Consider the following 18,200-nt stretch of genomic DNA (forward strand, 5'->3'; position numbering starts at 1 on the left):
ACACAGAATACCCGCTAAGTTGTTCAGGAAGACCAGATTCTTCGGTGGGTGTGTATGGACATGAGAATACCGAAAGCGGCCATCACCGTCACCAACGATGTGCCACCGAAACTCACCAGCGGCAACGGCAGCCCCACCACCGGCAGCAACCCTGAAACCATGCCGGCATTAACGAAGACGTAGATGAAGAACGTCAGCGCCAGGCTTCCCCCCACCAGCCGGCTCCAGGTGTCCTGGGCGTTGGCAGCAATCCACAGCCCCCGGCCGACGATGAAAAGATAGACGGCCAGCAGTTGCAGCACACCGATCAGCCCGAACTCCTCGCTGACCACCGCCATGACGAAGTCGGTGTGCCGTTCCGGCAGGAAGTCCAGATGGGCCTGGGTCCCGTTCAGCCAGCCCTTGCCGAAGAGCCCCCCGGAGCCGATGGCGATCTTGGACTGCATGATGTGGTAGCCGGCGCCCAGGGGATCACGCTCCGGGTTCAGGAAGGTCAGCACCCGCTGCTGCTGGTAGTCCTGCATGACGAAAAACCACATCAACGGGGCCGCCGCCGCCAGCAGCAACGCCAGCGTTATCATCCAGCGCCAGCGCAGACCGGCCAGGTAGAGCACGAAAAAGCCGGAGGCCGCGGTGACGATCGCGGTGCCCAGATCGGGCTGCAGCGCTATTAGGGCTGTTGGCACCAGGATGAGCGTGCCGCAGATGACGATGTGCCGCCAGTTGGGCGGCAGCGGCCGCTCCGCAAGCCACCAGGCGACCATCATCGGGATGGCCAGCTTCATCAGCTCCGAGGGCTGGAAGCGGATAAACCCGAGGTCCAGCCAGCGCTGGGCCCCCTTGCCCATGACCCCAAGCACCATGACCGCCAGCAGCATGACTACGCCGGCAGCGAACAGCCAGGGCGTCCAGCGGCGCAGCGTGCTGGGCGGGATCTGCGCCATGACCAGCATGGCGGAAAAGGCGATGCCCAGGCGCACCAGCTGGCGCTGCACCTGTGCCGGGTCCTCCCCAAAGGAGCTGTAGAGCACCGCCAGGCCGAACAGCGCCACCAGCAGCAGCGCCGTCAACAGGGTCCCATCCAGGTGCAGGTAGCGCTGCAGCGGCGAGAGCCGGCTGGTCCCGAGCCGGGCGCGGCCAGCCAGGGTGTTGCGGCCAATATCAATCGTCGCCATCGATGTAACCCTCCGGGGGCGGTTCGCCCTCCAGCGCCTCCTCCATGTCGAGGTAGGCGTCCAGTACCTGGCGGGCCACCGGCGCCGCCGTCCGGCCGCCGCCACCACCATGCTCCACCACCACCGAGATGGCGATGCGGGGCTGCTCTGCCGGAGCGAAGGCCACGAACAAGCTGTGGTCGCGGTGGTGGTAGGGCCGCTCCTCGTGGTCGATATCCCGCATCTGGGCGGAGACCTGGGCGGTACCCGTTTTGCCGGCGATCCGGTAGTCCAGGCCATTGGTGATACCACGCGCCGTACCGTAGCGGCCGTGCACGGTCATCTCCATGCCCTCGATCACGGCATCCCAGTAGGCCGGGTCGTCCACGGTGATCCGGGCCTCGCGCTCCATCACCTCGGGCGGCGCGGCCAGGGTTTCATCCCCCTCACCGGTGCGGGCCAGCAGGCGCGGCTCCACCGGGTAGCCGCGGTTCGCCATGATGGCGGTGGCCACCGCCAGTTGCAGCGGCGTGACCGAGAAATACCCCTGGCCGATGCCGGTGTGCAGGGTCTCGCCGTGGTACCAGCCCTCGCCCAGCGCCCCGCGCTTCCAGTCACGCGAGGGCAGCACACCGGGACGCTCGCCGTTCATATCCAGCCCGGTCAGCTGACCGAACCCGAAACCGGCCAGGAAATCCGACATGTCGTCGATACCCATCCGGTAGGCCAGGTCGTAGAAATAGATGTTGCAGGACTCGGCAATGGACTCGCGCAGCGCCAGGCGGCCGTTGTTCGAGTGCCAGCGCCCCCGGTAGACGCGGTCATCCCCGGGGATGGAGAACTGCCCGGAGCACTGCACGCGGCGCCGCTCATCGGTCTCGCCGTGGTGCAGGCCCGCCAGCGCCACGAAGGGCTTGATGGTGGAGCCAGGCGGGTACTGACCGCGGATCGAGCGGTTGAACAGCGGCTGGCTGCCGGCACTCTGCAGGGCCTGAAACTGCTGGTGGCTGATGCCCCCCACGAACAGGTTGGGGTCGTAGCCCGGTTCGCTGACCATGGCCAGCACCTCGCCGGTATGCGCATCCATGGCCACCACCGAGCCCCGCTGCCCCTCCAGCGCCGCTTCGGCCACGCGCTGCAATCGGCTGTCCAGGGTGAGGTGCAGGTCAGTGCCCGGCTCCGGCGGAGTCCGTTCCAGCACCCGCAGCACCCGCCCCAGGGCGTTGGTCTCCACCTGCTCGTACCCGACGCGGCCGTGCAGCAGGTCCTCGTAGGCCCGCTCCACGCCGCTCTTGCCGATGTGCGTGGCGCCGGCGTAATTGGCGGTATCGATGCGGCGGAGCTCCTGCTCGCTGATCCGGCCCACGTAACCCAGCACATGGGCCATGTGCTCGCCGTGGGGGTAGTGGCGGGTGAGCTGGGCACGGACCTCCACCCCGGGGAAGCGGTGCCGGTGCACCGACAGCCGCGCCACCTCCTCCTCGGTGAGGCGCAGCTTCAGCGGCACCTCGTGGAAACGGCGCGAGCGCTGCAGCTGGCGCTCGAAGCGGTTGATGTCCGCTTCGTCCAGGTCCACCACCTCGCCCAGCGCCTCGAGCAGGGCCGGCATGTCGCGCACCTGCTCCGGGGTGACGGTAAGGCGGTAGGAGGGGCGGTTCTCCACCAGCAGCACGCCGTTGCGGTCGTAGATCAGCCCCCGCGTGGGAGGCACCGGCTGAATACGGACACGGTTCTGTTGGGAGAGGGTGCTGTAGTGCTCGTGGTCGCGCACCTGCAGCTTGACCATCTGGTTGACCAACACCCCGGTCAGCAGGGCGACCGCCACCGCCGCGACAACGGCGCGCCGGAGAAACTGACGGGACTCGCGGGAACCGTCTTTAATGGCCTTGTTCGAGTACATGCTGACTTTACTGTACGCCGAAATGGCGACGCGCGGCACGCAGCAGGAAAAACACCCAGGGCCACATGGCCGCCCCGACCACCGGGGCCAACCACGCCTGCCACGGCGGCGCCGGCCGGCCGATCAGGCCGTTGACCCAGAACAGCACCAGTTGTACCGCGAACAGCAGCGGCAGCACGATCAGGGCCTGCTGCCAGACCGGCATCAGCCGGGTGCGCTGGTGCAGCTTGAGGATAATCCAGGTGATCAGGGCGAAAGCCAGGGCATGCTGGCCGAGCAGGCTGCCCACCAGCGCATCCTGGAACAACCCGCCCATCCAGGCGACCGTCACCCCCACCCGACTGGGCAGCGCCATCGCCCAGTACATGACCGCCAGCGCCACCCACTGGGGCCGGGCCGGCGCGGCCCAATCCGGCATGGGCACCAGCACCAGCATGCCGGCCGCCAGCAGGCTGAACAGGATCACCCAGCGACCACGCGGGACCACCTGACTCACGGTGCCTCCTCTTGTGGCGGTTCAACCGGTGCCTCCAGCGCCTCGGGGGCCTGCGCCGGCGCCCCGGCGGCCGGCGCCGCAGGGGGCGCGCTCAACTCCTCCGGCGACGGCAGGTCCGCCGCGCCGCGCAGGGCGGCGCCCTGCACCAGCACCATCTTTCGGCTCCGGTCCAGCGCCGCCAGCGGACGGGCGGTCACACGGGCGAAGGGCTCGCCCGGGTCCACCACCACCCGCTCCACCTCGGCCACCGGGTAGCCGCGCGGGAAGAGCCCGCCCAGACCGGAGGTCACCAACAGGTCTCCGGCGCGGATGTCGGCGTTGATCGGCACGCTGCCCAGTTCCAGCCGGTTGAGGTCACCGGTGCCCAGCGCGATGGTCCGCAACCCGTTGCGGTTCACCTCCACGGGGATGGCATGGCTGGGATCGGTGATCAGGCGGACCATGGCAGCGCGGGGCCCGACCCGGTCCACCTGCCCCATCACCCCTTGCGCATCCAGCACCGCCTGGCCGATGGTCACCTCCTGGTGGCTGCCCTTGTCCACCTGGATCAGATGGGAGTAGGGGTCGAGATCGACGCGGAGCAATTCGGCGATCAATACCGTCTCACCCAGCTGGCCGGAGGAGCCGAGCAGGTCGCGCAGGCGCTGGTTTTCCTCCTCCAGGGACCGGAGGCGCTGCAGGCGGGCCTGGTCCAGCAGGTACTGACGGCGCAGATCGCGGTTCTCGTCGATCAGCTGCTGGCGACCACTGAGCTGCTCGGCCAGCCGCTGACTTGCCTCATAGGGCAGGCTCACCGCCTGCTGCACCGGCCAGACCACAGCGGCCAGGCCCTGCCGGACGGGCTCGGCCAACTGCTGGCGGTGATCCAGGGTCATCAACAGCACCGAGACCAGTGCCAGTAGCACCAGTCGCACGGTGATGGAAGGTCCTTGCAGGAATAGCGGCTTGATGACCCTTACCGGATTTCAGGGCCGGTGCGCCTTCCCGGGCCACACCGGCGGTGTACTGCCATACGAACGGCGGCATCATGCTCCCTGGCGCGAGCCCGGCCGCCGCGTGAGGGGCTGTTACTCCCCGACGAACAGGTCGGTGCCCTTCTCGTCCATCATCTCCAGCGCCCGGCCACCCCCGCGTGCCACGCAGGTCAGCGGGTCGTCGGCCACCACCACCGGCAGGCCGGTCTCTTCCATCAGCAGCCGGTCGATGTTGCGCAGCAGGGCACCGCCCCCGGTGAGTACGATGCCGCGCTCGGCAACGTCGGCCCCCAGCTCGGGCGGGGTCTGCTCCAGCGCGGTTTTGAGCGCGGAGACAATGCCGGAGAGCGGATCCTGCATGGACTCGAGGATCTCGTTGCTGTTCAGGGTGAAGCTGCGCGGCACGCCCTGAGCCAGATTGCGGCCGCGGACCTCCACCTCGTGCACCTCGGGATCGGGGAAGGCGGTGCCGATCTCGTGCTTGATCCGCTCGGCGGTAGCCTCGCCGATGAGGATGCCGTAGTTGCGGCGCACGTAGTTGATGATGGACTCATCGAAGCGGTCGCCGCCGATGCGCACCGAGGCGGAGTAGACGATGCCGTTCAACGAGAGCACTGCCACCTCGGAGGTACCGCCCCCGATGTCCACCACCATGGAGCCGCTGGCCTCATCCACCGGCATGCTGGCGCCGATGGCCGCCGCCATGGGCTCCTCGATCAGGTACACCTCGCGGGCCCCGGCCCCCTCGGCGGACTCGCGGATGGCACGGCGCTCCACCTGGGTGGAGCCGCAGGGCACACAGACCAGCACCCGCGGGCTGGGCTTGAAGATGCGCGCTTCGTGTACCTTCTTTATGAAGTGTTGCAGCATCTTCTCCGTGACGGTGAAGTCGGCGATCACGCCGTCCTTCATCGGCCGGATGGCGCGGATGTTCCCGGGGGTGCGCCCGAGCATGGCCTTGGCTTCGGCCCCCACCGCGGCGATGCGCTTGGCGCCGCCGTCGCGGTCCTGCCGGATGGCCACCACCGACGGCTCGGCGAGCACGATGCCCTTGCCGCGCAGGTAAATAAGTGTGTTGGCCGTCCCCAGGTCGATGGAGACGTCGTTGGAGAAGAGTCCTCGAATACCCTTGAACATTAGAGTTTAGAACCGGCTGGAAGGAAAGCCGCTAATCTACACATTGGGCAGCGCTTTGGGCAAGCGGGGTGTTGTGGTAAGTTTCCCGGCTTACTGTCTTGGAGGATGCGCAATGTCCCTGGAAGAGTCCGAAGTCAAGCACATTGCCCACCTGGCACGCGTGGCCATCGAGCCCGCCGACATCCCCGGCTATGCCCGCAACCTGTCCGACATTCTCGACTTCGTCGAGCAGATGAAGGACATCGACACCGAGGGCGTGACCCCCATGGCCCACCCGCTGGACGCCGTGCAGCGGATGCGCGAGGACCAGGTCACGGAGCCGGACGAGCGCGAGCGCTTCCAGGCCATCGCCCCGGCCACCGAGGCCGGCCTGTACCTGGTGCCGCGCGTCATCGAGTGATCGCCGCGTCCACCCCGAGCCCCCACCAGGAACCCGACCCGACATGCATGAAAAGACCGTAGCCGAGATTGCCGCCGCGCTGCGCGCCGGCGAGTTCTCCAGCCGCGAGGTCACCGAGGCCTTCCTGGCGCGCATCGACGCGCTGAACCCGGTGACCAATGCCGTCATCACCCCCACCGCCGAGCAGGCCCTGGCCGCGGCCGACGCCGCCGACCAGCGCATTGCCGCCGGTGAGGCCGGGCCGCTCACCGGCGTGCCGCTGGTCCACAAGGACATCTTCTGCACCCAGGGGGTGCGGACCAGCTGCGGCTCGCGCATGCTGGATAACTTCGAGTCCCCCTACGATGCCACCGTGGTGCGCAAGCTGGCAGACGCCGGCATGGTCATGCTGGGCAAGGCCAACATGGACGAGTTCGCCATGGGCTCCTCCAACGAAACCAGCTTCTACGGCCCGGTGAAGAACCCCTGGGACCTGGACGCGGTACCCGGCGGCTCCTCCGGCGGCTCCGCCGCAGCGGTGGCCGGGCGCCTGGCCCCGGCGGCCACCGGCACCGACACCGGCGGCTCCATCCGCCAGCCGGCGGCGCTGTGCGGCCTGTCCGGGCTCAAACCCACCTACGGCCGGGTCTCCCGCTACGGCATGATCGCCTTCGCCTCCAGCCTCGACCAGGGCGGCCCCATGGCCCGCACCTGCGAGGACCTGGCCCTGCTGCTCGGCGGCATGGCCGGCTTCGACGGGCGCGATTCCACCAGCGTTGACCACGTGGTGCCCGATTACAGCGAGACCCTCAGCCGCTCGGTGAAAGGCCTGAAGATCGGCGTGCCGAAGGAGTTCTTCGGTGAGGGGCTGGACCCGGAGGTGCGCCGGGTGGTCGAGGGGGCCATCGATGTCTACCGCGAGGAGGGCGCCGAGATCCGCGAGATCTCCCTGCCCAACACCCGCCACTCGGTGCCCGTCTACTACGTCATCGCCCCGGCGGAGGCCTCCTCCAACCTGTCCCGGTTCGACGGCGTGCGCTACGGTTACCGCTGCGACAACCCCGCTGACCTGGAAGATCTCTACAAGCGCTCCCGCGGCGAGGGCTTCGGCGACGAGGTGAAACGGCGCATCCTGGTGGGCACCTACGCGCTGTCCGCGGGCTACTACGACGCCTACTACCTGAAGGCCCAGCAGGTCCGCCGGCTGATCCGCGACGACTTCACCCGCGCACTGGAAGAGGTGGACGTGATCATGGGCCCCACCTCGCCCACGGTGGCCTTCAACATCGGCGAGCGCACCGACGACCCGGTGCAGATGTACCTCTCCGACGTCTACACCCTGGCGGTGAACCTGGCCGGCGTGCCCGGCCTGTCCGTCCCGGCCGGCTTCGTGCAGGGCCGCCCGGTGGGGCTGCAGGTCATCGGCAACTATTTCGACGAGGCCCGGCTGCTCAACGTCGGTCACAAGTTCCAGCAGGTGACCGACTGGCACCGGCACGTGCCCGAGGGCTTCGAGTAAGGCCGTCACACCCGGACCGACCCCGGCACCACGAGACCGCCAGACCACCAGGGCTTCGACCAGGAACACGATTATGGAATGGGAAACGGTAATCGGGCTTGAGATTCACGCTCAGCTCGCCACCAAGAGCAAGATCTTCTCCGGCGCGGCCACCGCCTACGGCGCCGAGCCCAACCGCCAGGCCTGCGCCGTGGACCTGGGCATGCCCGGCGTATTGCCCGTGCTGAACAAGGGCGCGGTGCACATGGCCGCCAAGTTCGGCCTGGCCGTGGGCGCAAAGATCGCGCCGCGCTCGGTATTCGCCCGCAAGAACTACTTCTACCCCGACCTGCCCAAGGGCTACCAGATCAGCCAGTACGAGCTGCCCATTGTCGAGGGCGGTGAGCTGTGGATCGAGCCGGAGGATGGCGAGCGCAAGCGCATCGGCATCACCCGCGCCCACCTGGAGGAGGACGCGGGCAAGTCTCTGCACGAGGACTTTCAGGGCATGACCGGGGTGGACCTGAACCGCGCCGGCACGCCGCTGCTGGAGATCGTTTCCGAGCCCGATCTGCGCAGCGCCGCCGAGGCCTCCGCCTACATGAAAAAGCTGCACGCCCTGGTGCGCTACCTGGAGATCTGCGACGGCAACATGCAGGAGGGCTCCTTCCGCTGCGACGCCAACGTCTCCGTCCGGCCCAAGGGGCAGAAAGAGTTCGGCACCCGTGCCGAGCTGAAAAACCTCAACTCCTTCCGCTTCGTGGAGCGCGCCATCAACTACGAGGTGGAGCGCCAGATCGCGCTGATCGAGTCCGGCGGCGAGGTGGTGCAGGAGACCCGCCTCTACGACGCGGACAAGGGCGAGACCCGCTCCATGCGCACCAAGGAGGAGGCCAACGACTACCGCTACTTCCCCGACCCGGACCTGCTGCCGGTGGAGCTGGACCAGGCCTTCGTCGACGCCGTGCGCGAGACCCTGCCCGAGCTGCCGGACGAGAAGCGCAGCCGCTTCGTCGAGGAGTACGGGCTGTCCGACTACGACGCCGGCGTGCTCACCGCCACCCGGGAGCTGGCGGAGTTCTTCGAGTCAGTGGTCACCGAGTCGGGCGGCTTCGCCAAGCGCAGCGCCAACTGGGTGCAGGGCGACTTCCTGGGCGCGCTCAACAAGGCGGGTCTGGAGCTGGCGGACAGCCCCGTCACCCCCGAGATGCTCGGCCAGCTGGTGGCCCGCATCGAGGACGACACCATCTCCGGGCGCGTGGCCAAGGAGGTCTTCGAGGCCATGTGGAACGGCGAGGGCGAGCCCGACCAGATCATCGAGGCGAAGGGGCTGAAGCAGGTCACCGACACCGGCGCCATCGAGGCCATGATCGACGAGGTGATCGCTGCCAACCCGAAGCAGGTGGAGCAGTACCAGGGCGGCAAGGACAAGCTGCTCGGCTTCTTCGTCGGCCAGGTCATGAAGGCCTCCCGGGGCAAAGCCAACCCGGGGCAGGTCAACGAACTGCTGAAGAAGAAACTCAACGGTTGAGTCGGCCATGACCGATCACCTGCACCGCTTCATCTTTGAGCACGCCAGCATCCGCGGCGAACTGGTCCAGCTGAGCGACAGTTACCAGGAAGTACTGCGCCGCCGCGAGATGCCCGAGGGCCTGGCCCGGCTCACCGGCGAGGCCATGGCCGCCGGCGCGCTGCTGGTGGCCACCCTCAAGTTCAAGGGCCAGCTCAGCCTGCAATTCCAGGGCGATGGCCCGGTCGGGCTGCTGCTCATCCAGGTGGGCAGTGACGGCGGCCTGCGCGCCACCGCCCGCTGGAACGAAGACACCCCCCTGCCCGGGCCAGGCGCCACCCTGGCGCAGTTCTTCGGCAAGGGCCACCTGGCCATCACCATCGAACCCAAGGACGAGGGTGAGCGCTACCAGGGCCTTGTGGGCCTGGGGGCCGGTAATCTGGCCGAGGCGGTGGAGGGCTACTTCCGCGACTCCGAACAGCTGGCCACCCGCGTGTGGCTCACCAGCGACGACCACACCGCCGCCGGCATGCTCCTGCAGCGCCTCCCCGGCGAAGAGGGCGACCCGGACGCCTGGAACCGGGCTGGCCTGCTCACCGACACCCTCACCATGGAAGAACTGCGCGGCCTGGACACGGGCGAGATCCTGCGCCGGCTGTTCCACGAGGAGGACCTGCGGCTGTTCGATCCCACCCCCTTCCGCTTCCACTGCAACTGCTCCCGGGAGCGGATCAGCAACATCCTGCTGTCCATGGGCGAGGGGGAAATTCGCTCGCTGCTGGAAGAGCAGGGTGTGATCGAGACCCACTGCCAGTTCTGCAATGCAGGCTACCGGTTCGACGCCGTGGACATCGAACACCTGTTCAGCGACAAACCCCACCACGGCCCACAGACGCCCCCGACCCAGCACTGACGCACCCACGAAGGCAGGACGGGGGGCTGCCACGGCGGCTTCGCCCCCTCGCGGCGCCGGTCGCCGTGAACTAGCATCCCCCTATGAACTGCAAACGTCAGCCGCCCCCGGGCGCGCAGCACCTTGCCACCGATACTGCGGGTGACCTGCGCCTGTACCAGCACGTGTTCGCGCAGAACCCGGACGGCATGCTGATCATCGAGGGCCACCAGTTCGTGGTGTGCAACCAGGCGGCGGCCGATCTGCTCGGCTACGATGGTGCTGAGGCACTCCTGGGGCGCACCCCCGAGGCGCTCTCTCCCATCTGCCAGCCCGATGGGCACAGCTCCGCGAAACGGGCCCGCGAGGTGGTGGCGCGGGCCCGGGAGCACGGCTCACAGCGCTTCGAGTGGCAACACCTCAAGGCTAACGGCGACCCGATCTGGGTTGAGGTGCGGCTCACCACGCTGGACCGGGACGGCCCGCCGGCGATCCTGGTGGTCTGGCGGGACATCTCCCGGCGCAAGGCCCTGGAGGCGGAGGCGCGCGCCGCCCACGCCTCGCTGGAGGCCATCGTTGACCACACCCCCGTGGGGCTGCTGTTCCTTGACGGTGAGCGCCGCATCCTGCACTGCAACCCCGCCTTCTTGCGCATGACCGGTTACCGGGAGGAGGAGGTGCTGGGCCGGACCACCGCCTTCCTGTACACCAGCCACGCCGTCTACGAGGCCACCGGCGAGGCGGTCTACCCGGTACTCCGCGAGGGCCACACATCCGAGATCGAACGGGAATTCGTGCGGGCGAACGGCGAGGTGATCACTGTCTCGCTGCTGGGCCGCCCGCTGGACCCCGGGGCCCTGTCCCAGGGCTTCGTCTGGGTGGTGCAGGACATCAGCGAACGCAAGGCGCTGCAGGCGGCGCTGGAGCGCGAGGCCACCTTCGACCAGCTCACCGGTGCGCTGAATCGCCGCCGCACCGAGCAGGCCCTGAGCCGCGAGATGGAGCGCAGCAACCGCCACGGCACCGCGCTGTCCGTGGCCCTGTTGGACATCGACCATTTCAAGGCGGTCAACGACCGGTTCGGACACGCCGTGGGAGATGAGGTGCTCAGCGACCTGGTTCAACGCTGCATCGCCTCCCTGCGCGCCACCGACCTCATCGGGCGCTGGGGCGGGGAGGAGTTTCTCCTGGTTCTACCCGACACGGGACAGGACAGCGCCCTGCAGCTGGCCGAGCGGCTGCGCCAGCGCATCAGCGAGGGCCGCACCAGCACCGGCCAGCGCGTGACGGCCAGCTTCGGGGTCGCCGTATACCAGCCCGGGGAATCACTCGCGCCGTTGCTCAAACGGGCGGACGACGCCCTCTATCGGGCCAAGGACCGGGGCCGCAACCGCGTGGAGCATCAGCCCGCCGGGGGCTAACGAGCCAGGCGCCGGGGCAGCCCCTCCTCCTCCCAGGCCAGGGCGTGGCCAACTATCGTATCCAGGTCCGCGTACCGGGGCCGCCAGTCCAGCGCCGCCAGCATCCGGCTGTTATCGGCAACCACCTCGCCGGGGTCTCCCGCCCGCCGCGCCCCGTAACGCACCTGGAAGTCCCGCCCCGAGCACCGCTTGACCGCCTCGATCACCTCCAAAACGCTGTAACCGCGGCCATAACCGCAGTTGAGCACCCGGGACTCACCCCCCTCTTCCAGGTGCGCCAGCGCCTGCACGTGCGCCCGCGCCAGATCCTCCACGTGGATGAAATCGCGCACGCAGGTGCCGTCCGGCGTGGAATAGTCGGTGCCGAAGACGGTGATGCCGTCCCGCTGGCCCACCGCCGCCTCGCACGCCACCTTGATGAGATGGGTAGCGTTGGCGGTGGCCTGACCCAGCTCACCGGAGGGGTCGGCCCCGGCCACGTTGAAGTAGCGCAGGCTCACGTATCGCAGATCGCTGGCCGCCCCCAGGTCCATGAGCATGCGCTCGGACATCATCTTGGAGGCCCCGTAGGGGTTGATCGGGGCCAACGGGGCCTCCTCGGAGACCGGCATCTGCTCCGGCATGCCGTAGACCGCGGCGGTGGAGGAGAACACGAAGTGCTCCACCCCCGCCTCGGCGCACGCCTGCAGCAGGCGCCAGGTGTTGAGGGTGTTATTGGCATAGTAGCGCAGCGGGTCGCACACCGACTCCGGCACCACGGTGTACGCTGCGAAGTGGAGCACCGCATCGAACCGGTTCCGGTTGAGGGTCTCCGCCAACAGGGCGTGATCGGCCAGATCGCCCCGCACCAGGGGCGCGTCGCCCACCGCCCATGCAAACCCGGTACTAAGGTTGTCATACACCACCACCTGGTGGCCGGCAGCCGTCAGGTGTCGAACGGTATGACTGCCGATATAACCGGCCCCTCCGGTGACCATTACTCTCATTGCCACTCCTGGCTTGCGCCTCAATCTCTCCGCAACCAGCGGTACCAGAACAACCCCAGGTACTCGTGCGCCGCAAGCCAGCTCCTGTACACCGCACTGGCCTGTGGCCGCAGCATGCCCCAGGACCAGCTCCTGTCCCGCGGAACAAAGGCCCCGGTGGGGGCCGGCAACACGGTCACGCCGGCCTGCTCGAAGGACCAGGTGGCCCGGGGCATGTGATGGGCATGGGTAACCAGGGCCACGCGCTCCAGCTCCATTCGGCGCAAGAGCTCCGCGGTGCGCTGTGCATTCCCCCACGTATCGCGGGACTCGCTCTCTGTCAGTATGGGGCGAACCCCGAGATCCGCCAGCACCTCGGCCATCCAGCGCGCCTCGGGTTCGCGCCCCGGAGCCGCCCCGCCACTGGCGATCACCGGCAACCCGGTCTGCCCATGCAGGTAGCCGGCGTAACGCAGACGGACCAACGCCAGATCACTCACCGTCTCGCCACCGAACTCATCGGCGCCGCTGCGGTACCCCGCACCCAGCACCACGATGGCCTGCGCGTCGCGCAACTCTGATGGCTGCACCGGTGGGTAGTCGGCCTGCAGGCCGTGCATCAGCGCATAGCTCACCGGCGGCAGCGCCAGGGCATACGACAGCAACAGGCCCAGCGCCAACAGCAATCGGCCCGCACGCCAGCGCAGCGTCAGCAGGCCCAGCAGTGCCAGCATCAGCGGGCCGCTGGGGGGTAACAGCCAGCTGGCGAGATCCCGCAATATCATTCTGCCGCGGGGGCAGCCATGAGCTGAGGGGGGTTATTGGGCATGTTCGCGCGGCAACTGGGTCACCCGGGGCTCCCATGGCAGTTGCGACTCGAAGGCAAGCCCCGCGCGGTCCAGCCGGGTCCGCACCACCGCGGCCAGCTTCATGCCATAACCCGGGATCCGCACCGACACCCGGTCCCCCGGTTTTAGCCCGGCTTTGGGCTCCAGCCCGGCTCCACCCCGCGAGAGGTCGAGCATCGCGCACTCGGTGTGCTGCCCCCGGGCCCAGACGCTGACCTTATAACCCTGCCTGACCCTGCGGTTACGTCTGCGGTCGACCCAGTAGGCCGGGGTGTCGTTCTGATGCGCCGACTTGACGTCCGCGAAATCGCCAAGCGGCTGTTCCGCCAGCCACTTCTCCGCCGCCTGGCGGTGCCGGGCATCGCCGGAGTTGGCGTATATATGCGCCTGGGCCGCGCCGTTGACCGCCGGCTGCCCCAGCCCACGAATCAGTGCCGCCACCAGTTCCGGTGAAACCTCGCGAAACGTGCCCTCGTTGCCCACCTCCTTGTAGAGACGCGCGTGAATCTCATCGAGCAGCTGCAGGCGGTCCGGCCAGTTCAACCCTTTGAGGGCGCCCAACCACTCCGCGCGGTATTCATTGACCAGCTTGTTGATATCCATACTTCAGGGCTCCCGGTTCGCCCGCCAAACACGGCCCGGAAACACCGGGCACGACAGCCAAATGACGCCTCATTAACGGTTTGGTCTCAGAATGAAGGTGTAGCACAACGCGGGAGCAGTGCAGGAGCGTGATGCATTCGACAGACACAAAATTTTCGCGGGTTCCGGTGGAAGCTGGGCCAGCCTGTGCTTCACTTTGGATACCGGGAGCACAAATTCCGGTGAATACATTCCGTGCTTCAGAGAACGTTTAAAGACCTAAGGAGAAAGGGCATGTCTGAAATGGGGCGTTCCGGCTACTGGCGTGGCCTCTGGGTGCTGATGTTGAGCGGCCTGCTGGCAGCCTGCGCCGGCACCCACCCGGACGCGCCCGAGCGCGCCGAGGAACGGTTGATCGACGAGTACATCATCGGACCCGGCGACACCCTCTCGGTGAACGTCTGGCGCAACCCGGAGTTGTCCATTTCCGTGCCTGTCCGCCCGGACGGCAAAATCACCACCCCCCTGGTGGAGGACGTGCAGGCCAGCGGCATCACCCCCACCAGCCTGGCACGGACCATGGAAGAGCACCTTGGGGAGTACATCAGGGACCCGGTGGTCACCGTGGTGGTGACCAGCTTCGCCGGCCCCTATGACCGGCAGGTACGGGTCATCGGGCAGGCCGCGGAGCCCCAGGCCCTGCAGTACCGGGAGAACATGTCCGTACTGGACGTCATGATCGCCGTGGGCGGCATCACGGACTTCGCGGCCGGCAACCGGGCGGTGATTATCCGGGATGAAGACGGGGAGCGTAAGCAGTATCGCGTGCGCCTGGACGACCTGATCAACGGTGGCGATATCTCGGCCAACGTGGACATTCTGCCGGGCGACACCCTGATCATACCGGAACGCTTCTTCTGATTGAGCCCAATCGTTAACGCCACTGCGAGGACCAGCAACTGTGCGCATCTTTGGCCACCATGTGCCCCGTAAGGTGCTGCTGCTCGCCGGCCTGGAGGGCGTAATCATCTACGCCTGCCTGGCCCTCGCCCTCATCATCCAGGCGGGTGGTGAAATGGGCGGGGGCATGGCGGGGGCGGAGTTGCTGGCAACCGCCCTCGTGGCGCTGCTGGGCCTGAGCCTGCTGGGCCTCTACGAACCGGATCAACTGGTCGCGGTGCAGAGCTGGCACCTGGTCGTGCTGCGCATTGTGCTCGGGCTTTTCCTGGCGCTCTGCCTGGTATTGCTCTATAGCCTGATCGCGCCGGCAACGGCGCTACACAACGGCGTGCTTTCCGGGGGGCTCGCGCTGGCCTCTCTCAGCCTGGTAGCCGAGCGCACCTTCTACCGCAGCATGGCCGCCAATGAGGCATTCAAGCATCGCCTGCTGGTTATCGGCACCGGCACCCGAGCGGCAGCCGTGGAGCACGTCCACCCGGACAAGCGCCCGGAGGAGCTTCCCTACAAGGTAATCGCCTACGTGGCACCGCCCCGGGAACAGCACACCGACGTGCCCACCGATCGGGTGGTGCAGTTGCGGGAACACGAGACACTGCTCGACCTGGTCCGGCGCCACAACGCCAATGAACTGGTGGTGGCAGTGCGTGACCGGCGGGGCAAGCTGCCTATCCGAGAGCTGCTCGATTGCAAACTGCACGGCGTGCCCATCACTGATGTCTCCACGTTCTTCGAGCGGGAGCGCCAGCAGCTGCGCCTGGACTCGCTCAACACCAGTTGGTTGGTCTTCGGCAGCGGCTTTCGCCAGGACCGCTTCCGCAACGTGGTCAAGCGCTGCTTCGACCTGGCGGCCAGTTCCGTACTGTTGCTCCTCACCCTGCCGATCATGCTGGTGACAGCCCTGGCCATCCGGCTGGACAGCCCCGGCCCTGTCTTTTACCGACAGGTCCGCATGGGCGTGGCAACGAGCCGTTCGAGATCTATAAATTCCGCAGCATGCGCCAGGACGCGGAACAGGATGGCGTGGCGCGCTGGGCGCAGGGCGACGACGACCGCATCACCCGTGTCGGTCGGATCATCCGCAAGCTGCGAATCGACGAACTGCCGCAGGTCATCAATGTCTTCAAGGGCGAGATGTCCTTCGTGGGGCCCCGCCCGGAACGGCCCTTCTTCGTGGACCAGCTGAGCGAGCAGATCCCCTATTTCACCGCCCGGCACAGCATCCGTCCCGGCATTACCGGCTGGGCGCAGGTGCGTTACGCCTACGGTGCCTCGGTGCAAGATGCAAAAGAGAAGCTGCAGTACGACCTGTACTACGTGAAGAACCATACCCTGTTCCTGGACATCGTCATCCTGCTGGAAACGGTAAAGGTCGTCCTGTTCGGGCGGGGTGCCCGGTAGGGCAACAACTGCCTTGTCCACCATGACTGCGCTCAGTTACCTGACCGCCGCGCTCGCCTTCCTGATCCTGGCCGGACTGACGCTGCTGCGCTGGCGCGACCGCCCCACGGGCTTCTGGATTGTCGCTGCCGCGCTGGCATCGACGCTTTGGGCCGGGGTGCTGGCCTTTCAGGCCCAGGCGCACGGCGACCACGCGGTGCTGGGCGGCGGCGTGCTGGAACTGCTGCGCAACGCCGCCTGGTTTCTGGTCCTGCTGGTGTTGCTGGCGACCAGTGCCGGGCTGCAGCGGCCACTGCCCGACTCCATCCGCCGCTGGGCCGCGGCCATCGCCCTGTTCCTGTTGGTGGTCTTCGCGCCCCTGGCCTGGCCGGGCCTGGCCGCCTGGCAGAGTGTTGCCATGCTGGCAATGGCCATCTTTGGCCTGGTGCTGGTGGAGCAGGTCTTCCGCAACACCCCACCCCAGCGCCGCTGGGAGATCAAACCCCTGTGCCTGGGCCTGGGCGGACTCTTTGTTTTCGACCTCTTCCTGTTCGGCGACCTGGTCCTGTTCCGCACGCTGGAGAGCCCGTCGTGGCAGGCCCGCGGCCTGGTGAATGCCCTCGTTGTCCCGCTGCTGGCCCTGTCGCTCGCCCGGGGCCTGCCGCACCGCGAGGGCCCGACCGTATCCCGCCACCTGCTGTTTCACACCGCTGCCCTGGTCGGGGCCGGGGTCTACCTGCTGGCGGTGGCCAGCGCCGGCTACCTGCTTAGCCACTTTGGTGGCGACCTGGGCGCGGTGCTGCAGGTGACCCTGCTGTTCGGCGCCGCCCTGCTGCTTGCCCTGGTGCTGTTCTCCGGGAGCTTCCGGGCCCGCCTGCGGGTGCTGCTGAGCAAGCACTTCTTCAGCTATAAGTACGACTACCGGCAGGAGTGGCTGCGCTTTACCGGCACCCTGTCCACAGAGGACGAGGACATGCCGTTCAGGCAGCGGGCCATTCAGGCGATCGGCGAGATGGTGGACAGCCCGGGTGGGCTGCTCTGGGCGCGCAGCGACGACGGCACCTACCGCCTGGAGGGCGTGCTTAACCTGGGCGCCCCCGAGTACCCGCCCGAAGAGCCGGACGGGGCATTGGTCACCTTTCTGGCCCGCAGCGGCTGGGTGATCGACGTGGACGAATACCGGAACCACGCCGACCGGTACCGGGACACGGTCCTCCCCGACTGGCTGGTAGACACCCCACGCCACTGGCTGGTGATCCCCCTGCTCAAGGGTGACGACCTGGAGGGGTTCGTGGTGCTAGGCCGCCCCCGGGCGAGCCGGCGGATCGACTGGGAGGACCGCGACCTGCTGAAGACCGCCGGCCGCCAACTGGCCGTCTACGTGGCCCTGGTGCAGACCAACGAGGCGCTGCTGGAGGCCCGCCAGTTCGAAACATTTCACCGGCTGGCCGCCTTTCTGGTCCATGACCTGAAGAACGTCTCGGCCCAGCTGTCACTGGTCTGCTCCAACGCGGAGCGCCACAAGGACAACCCCGAGTTCGTGGCGGACGCCTTTCGCACCATCGGCAACGCGCGGGACCGGCTGGACCGCACCCAGGCCCAGTTGCGCAAGGCCCAGCCACGCCCCGAGGCGCCGCTACAGCCGGTGGCCCTACGCCCGCTGCTTACCGAGGTAATAGCCCGCAGCGCCGACCGCCAGCCCGAGCCTACGCTGGGGCGGATCGAGAACGAGGCGCAGGTACTCGGTGACCGGGAGGGGCTGATCAACGTGCTCCTCCACCTGGTCCGCAACGCCCAAGAGGCCACGGACGCAGACGGCTGGGTCCGGGTCGACCTGTACAAGGACGGCCCATGGGCCATTATTACAGTGGCGGACAATGGTTGCGGCATCAGCGAGGCCTTCATGCAGCACCAGCTCTTCCGCCCATTCCAGACCACCAAGGGCAATGCCGGCATGGGCATCGGCGTGTACGAGGCCCGCGAGCAGGTCGTGGGCATGGGCGGCCGGGTGGATGTCGAGAGCGAAGCCGGCCGCGGCACTGTTTTCAAGATCAAACTGCCGCTGCGCGCGACCGGTGCGGCGGCGGTGCAGGCCTCGTGAGGCCTG

The 18,200-nt window shown here is 67.7% G+C and carries 15 protein-coding genes and 1 pseudogene; 8 read left to right on the plus strand and 8 right to left on the minus strand.

Annotated features, from left to right (window positions below):
• Positions 1-23: 23 nt before the first annotated feature.
• From rodA to DFR31_RS07605, 5 genes are all read right to left on the minus strand, one after another.
• Positions 24-1,175 (minus strand): rod shape-determining protein RodA, encoded by a 1,152-nt coding sequence (gene rodA, locus DFR31_RS07585; protein WP_121441987.1) that lies wholly within the window; start codon positions 1,173-1,175, stop codon positions 24-26.
• Positions 1,162-3,054, minus strand: a complete 1,893-nt coding sequence (gene mrdA / locus DFR31_RS07590; protein WP_121441988.1) for a penicillin-binding protein 2 — start codon at positions 3,052-3,054, stop codon at positions 1,162-1,164. Before mrdA ends, rodA begins: the two co-directional genes overlap by 14 nt.
• A 7-nt stretch (positions 3,055-3,061) precedes the next feature.
• Complete coding sequence (gene mreD, locus DFR31_RS07595; RefSeq protein ID WP_121441989.1) at positions 3,062-3,550, minus strand: rod shape-determining protein MreD; 489 nt, start codon at positions 3,548-3,550, stop codon at positions 3,062-3,064.
• Positions 3,547-4,500, minus strand: a complete 954-nt coding sequence (gene mreC, locus DFR31_RS07600) for a rod shape-determining protein MreC (RefSeq protein ID WP_342767661.1) — start codon at positions 4,498-4,500, stop codon at positions 3,547-3,549. Before mreC ends, mreD begins: the two co-directional genes overlap by 4 nt.
• A 117-nt stretch (positions 4,501-4,617) precedes the next feature.
• Positions 4,618-5,661 carry a rod shape-determining protein gene (locus DFR31_RS07605; protein ID WP_121441991.1) on the minus strand — a complete coding sequence of 348 codons (1,044 nt, stop codon included), beginning with the start codon at positions 5,659-5,661 and terminating at the stop codon, positions 4,618-4,620.
• A 112-nt stretch (positions 5,662-5,773) separates the two neighbouring features.
• Between DFR31_RS07605 and gatC the strand changes: the two genes are divergently transcribed.
• From gatC to DFR31_RS07630, 5 genes are all read left to right on the plus strand, one after another.
• On the plus strand, positions 5,774-6,061 hold the full coding sequence (gene gatC, locus DFR31_RS07610; RefSeq protein WP_121441992.1) for an Asp-tRNA(Asn)/Glu-tRNA(Gln) amidotransferase subunit GatC: 288 nt from the start codon (positions 5,774-5,776) through the stop codon (positions 6,059-6,061).
• A 43-nt stretch (positions 6,062-6,104) separates the two neighbouring features.
• Positions 6,105-7,559, plus strand: a complete 1,455-nt coding sequence (gatA, locus tag DFR31_RS07615) for an Asp-tRNA(Asn)/Glu-tRNA(Gln) amidotransferase subunit GatA (RefSeq protein WP_121441993.1) — start codon at positions 6,105-6,107, stop codon at positions 7,557-7,559.
• Positions 7,560-7,632: 73 nt separating this feature from the next.
• Positions 7,633-9,069: an Asp-tRNA(Asn)/Glu-tRNA(Gln) amidotransferase subunit GatB gene (gene gatB / locus DFR31_RS07620; RefSeq protein ID WP_121441994.1), complete on the plus strand. Its 1,437-nt coding sequence runs from the start codon at positions 7,633-7,635 to the stop codon at positions 9,067-9,069.
• Positions 9,070-9,076: 7 nt separating this feature from the next.
• Complete coding sequence (hslO, locus tag DFR31_RS07625) at positions 9,077-9,961, plus strand: Hsp33 family molecular chaperone HslO (protein WP_121441995.1); 885 nt, start codon at positions 9,077-9,079, stop codon at positions 9,959-9,961.
• 83 nt (positions 9,962-10,044) lie between these two features.
• On the plus strand, positions 10,045-11,361 hold the full coding sequence (locus tag DFR31_RS07630; RefSeq protein WP_121441996.1) for a sensor domain-containing diguanylate cyclase: 1,317 nt from the start codon (positions 10,045-10,047) through the stop codon (positions 11,359-11,361).
• On the opposite strand, the gene galE is transcribed toward DFR31_RS07630, so the two are convergent.
• Genes galE through DFR31_RS07645 form a run of 3 tightly spaced genes read right to left on the minus strand, consistent with a single transcriptional unit; the run spans position 11,358 to position 13,777 of the window.
• Entirely contained in the window at positions 11,358-12,347 is a 990-nt protein-coding gene (galE, locus tag DFR31_RS07635) for a UDP-glucose 4-epimerase GalE (RefSeq protein WP_121441997.1), read from the minus strand. The genes DFR31_RS07630 and galE overlap by 4 nt on opposite strands.
• Positions 12,348-12,367: 20 nt before the next feature.
• A complete protein-coding gene (locus DFR31_RS07640) occupies positions 12,368-13,111 on the minus strand; it encodes a YdcF family protein (protein WP_121441998.1) in 744 nt (247 codons plus the stop codon).
• Positions 13,112-13,144: 33 nt separating this feature from the next.
• Positions 13,145-13,777, minus strand: a complete 633-nt coding sequence (locus tag DFR31_RS07645; protein WP_121441999.1) for a PilZ domain-containing protein — start codon at positions 13,775-13,777, stop codon at positions 13,145-13,147.
• A 282-nt stretch (positions 13,778-14,059) separates the two neighbouring features.
• On the opposite strand from DFR31_RS07645, the gene DFR31_RS07650 reads away from it, so the two are divergent.
• The 3 genes and pseudogenes from DFR31_RS07650 to prsK all read left to right on the plus strand — a co-directional run bounded on the left by DFR31_RS07650 (position 14,060) and on the right by prsK (position 18,194).
• Positions 14,060-14,677, plus strand: a complete 618-nt coding sequence (locus tag DFR31_RS07650) for an XrtA/PEP-CTERM system exopolysaccharide export protein (RefSeq protein WP_245971132.1) — start codon at positions 14,060-14,062, stop codon at positions 14,675-14,677.
• Positions 14,678-14,717: 40 nt separating this feature from the next.
• Positions 14,718-16,114, plus strand: a pseudogene (locus DFR31_RS07655) (TIGR03013 family XrtA/PEP-CTERM system glycosyltransferase).
• Between the two features lie 22 nt (positions 16,115-16,136).
• The gene (gene prsK / locus DFR31_RS07660) at positions 16,137-18,194 is read left to right on the plus strand and encodes an XrtA/PEP-CTERM system histidine kinase PrsK (protein WP_121442001.1); all 2,058 of its coding nucleotides are present in this window, start codon (positions 16,137-16,139) and stop codon (positions 18,192-18,194) included.
• Positions 18,195-18,200: the final 6 nt, after the last annotated feature.

This window comes from Alkalispirillum mobile (assembly GCF_003664325.1).
GTDB classification, from domain to species: domain Bacteria; phylum Pseudomonadota; class Gammaproteobacteria; order Nitrococcales; family Halorhodospiraceae; genus Alkalilimnicola; species Alkalilimnicola mobilis.

Excerpts from the sequence above, each read along its gene's own strand:
- rodA (WP_121441987.1), bottom strand. The coding sequence starts at position 1,175 with ATGGCGACGATTGATATTGGCCGCAACACCCTGGCTGGCCGCGCCCGG.
- mrdA (WP_121441988.1), bottom strand. The coding sequence starts at position 3,054 with ATGTACTCGAACAAGGCCATTAAAGACGGTTCCCGCGAGTCCCGTCAG.
- DFR31_RS07605 (WP_121441991.1), bottom strand. The coding sequence starts at position 5,661 with ATGTTCAAGGGTATTCGAGGACTCTTCTCCAACGACGTCTCCATCGAC.
- gatC (WP_121441992.1), top strand. The coding sequence starts at position 5,774 with ATGTCCCTGGAAGAGTCCGAAGTCAAGCACATTGCCCACCTGGCACGC.
- gatA (WP_121441993.1), top strand. The coding sequence starts at position 6,105 with ATGCATGAAAAGACCGTAGCCGAGATTGCCGCCGCGCTGCGCGCCGGC.
- gatB (WP_121441994.1), top strand. The coding sequence starts at position 7,633 with ATGGAATGGGAAACGGTAATCGGGCTTGAGATTCACGCTCAGCTCGCC.
- hslO (WP_121441995.1), top strand. The coding sequence starts at position 9,077 with ATGACCGATCACCTGCACCGCTTCATCTTTGAGCACGCCAGCATCCGC.
- DFR31_RS07630 (WP_121441996.1), top strand. The coding sequence starts at position 10,045 with ATGAACTGCAAACGTCAGCCGCCCCCGGGCGCGCAGCACCTTGCCACC.
- galE (WP_121441997.1), bottom strand. The coding sequence starts at position 12,347 with ATGAGAGTAATGGTCACCGGAGGGGCCGGTTATATCGGCAGTCATACC.
- DFR31_RS07640 (WP_121441998.1), bottom strand. The coding sequence starts at position 13,111 with ATGATATTGCGGGATCTCGCCAGCTGGCTGTTACCCCCCAGCGGCCCG.
- DFR31_RS07645 (WP_121441999.1), bottom strand. The coding sequence starts at position 13,777 with ATGGATATCAACAAGCTGGTCAATGAATACCGCGCGGAGTGGTTGGGC.
- DFR31_RS07650 (WP_245971132.1), top strand. The coding sequence starts at position 14,060 with ATGGGGCGTTCCGGCTACTGGCGTGGCCTCTGGGTGCTGATGTTGAGC.
- prsK (WP_121442001.1), top strand. The coding sequence starts at position 16,137 with ATGACTGCGCTCAGTTACCTGACCGCCGCGCTCGCCTTCCTGATCCTG.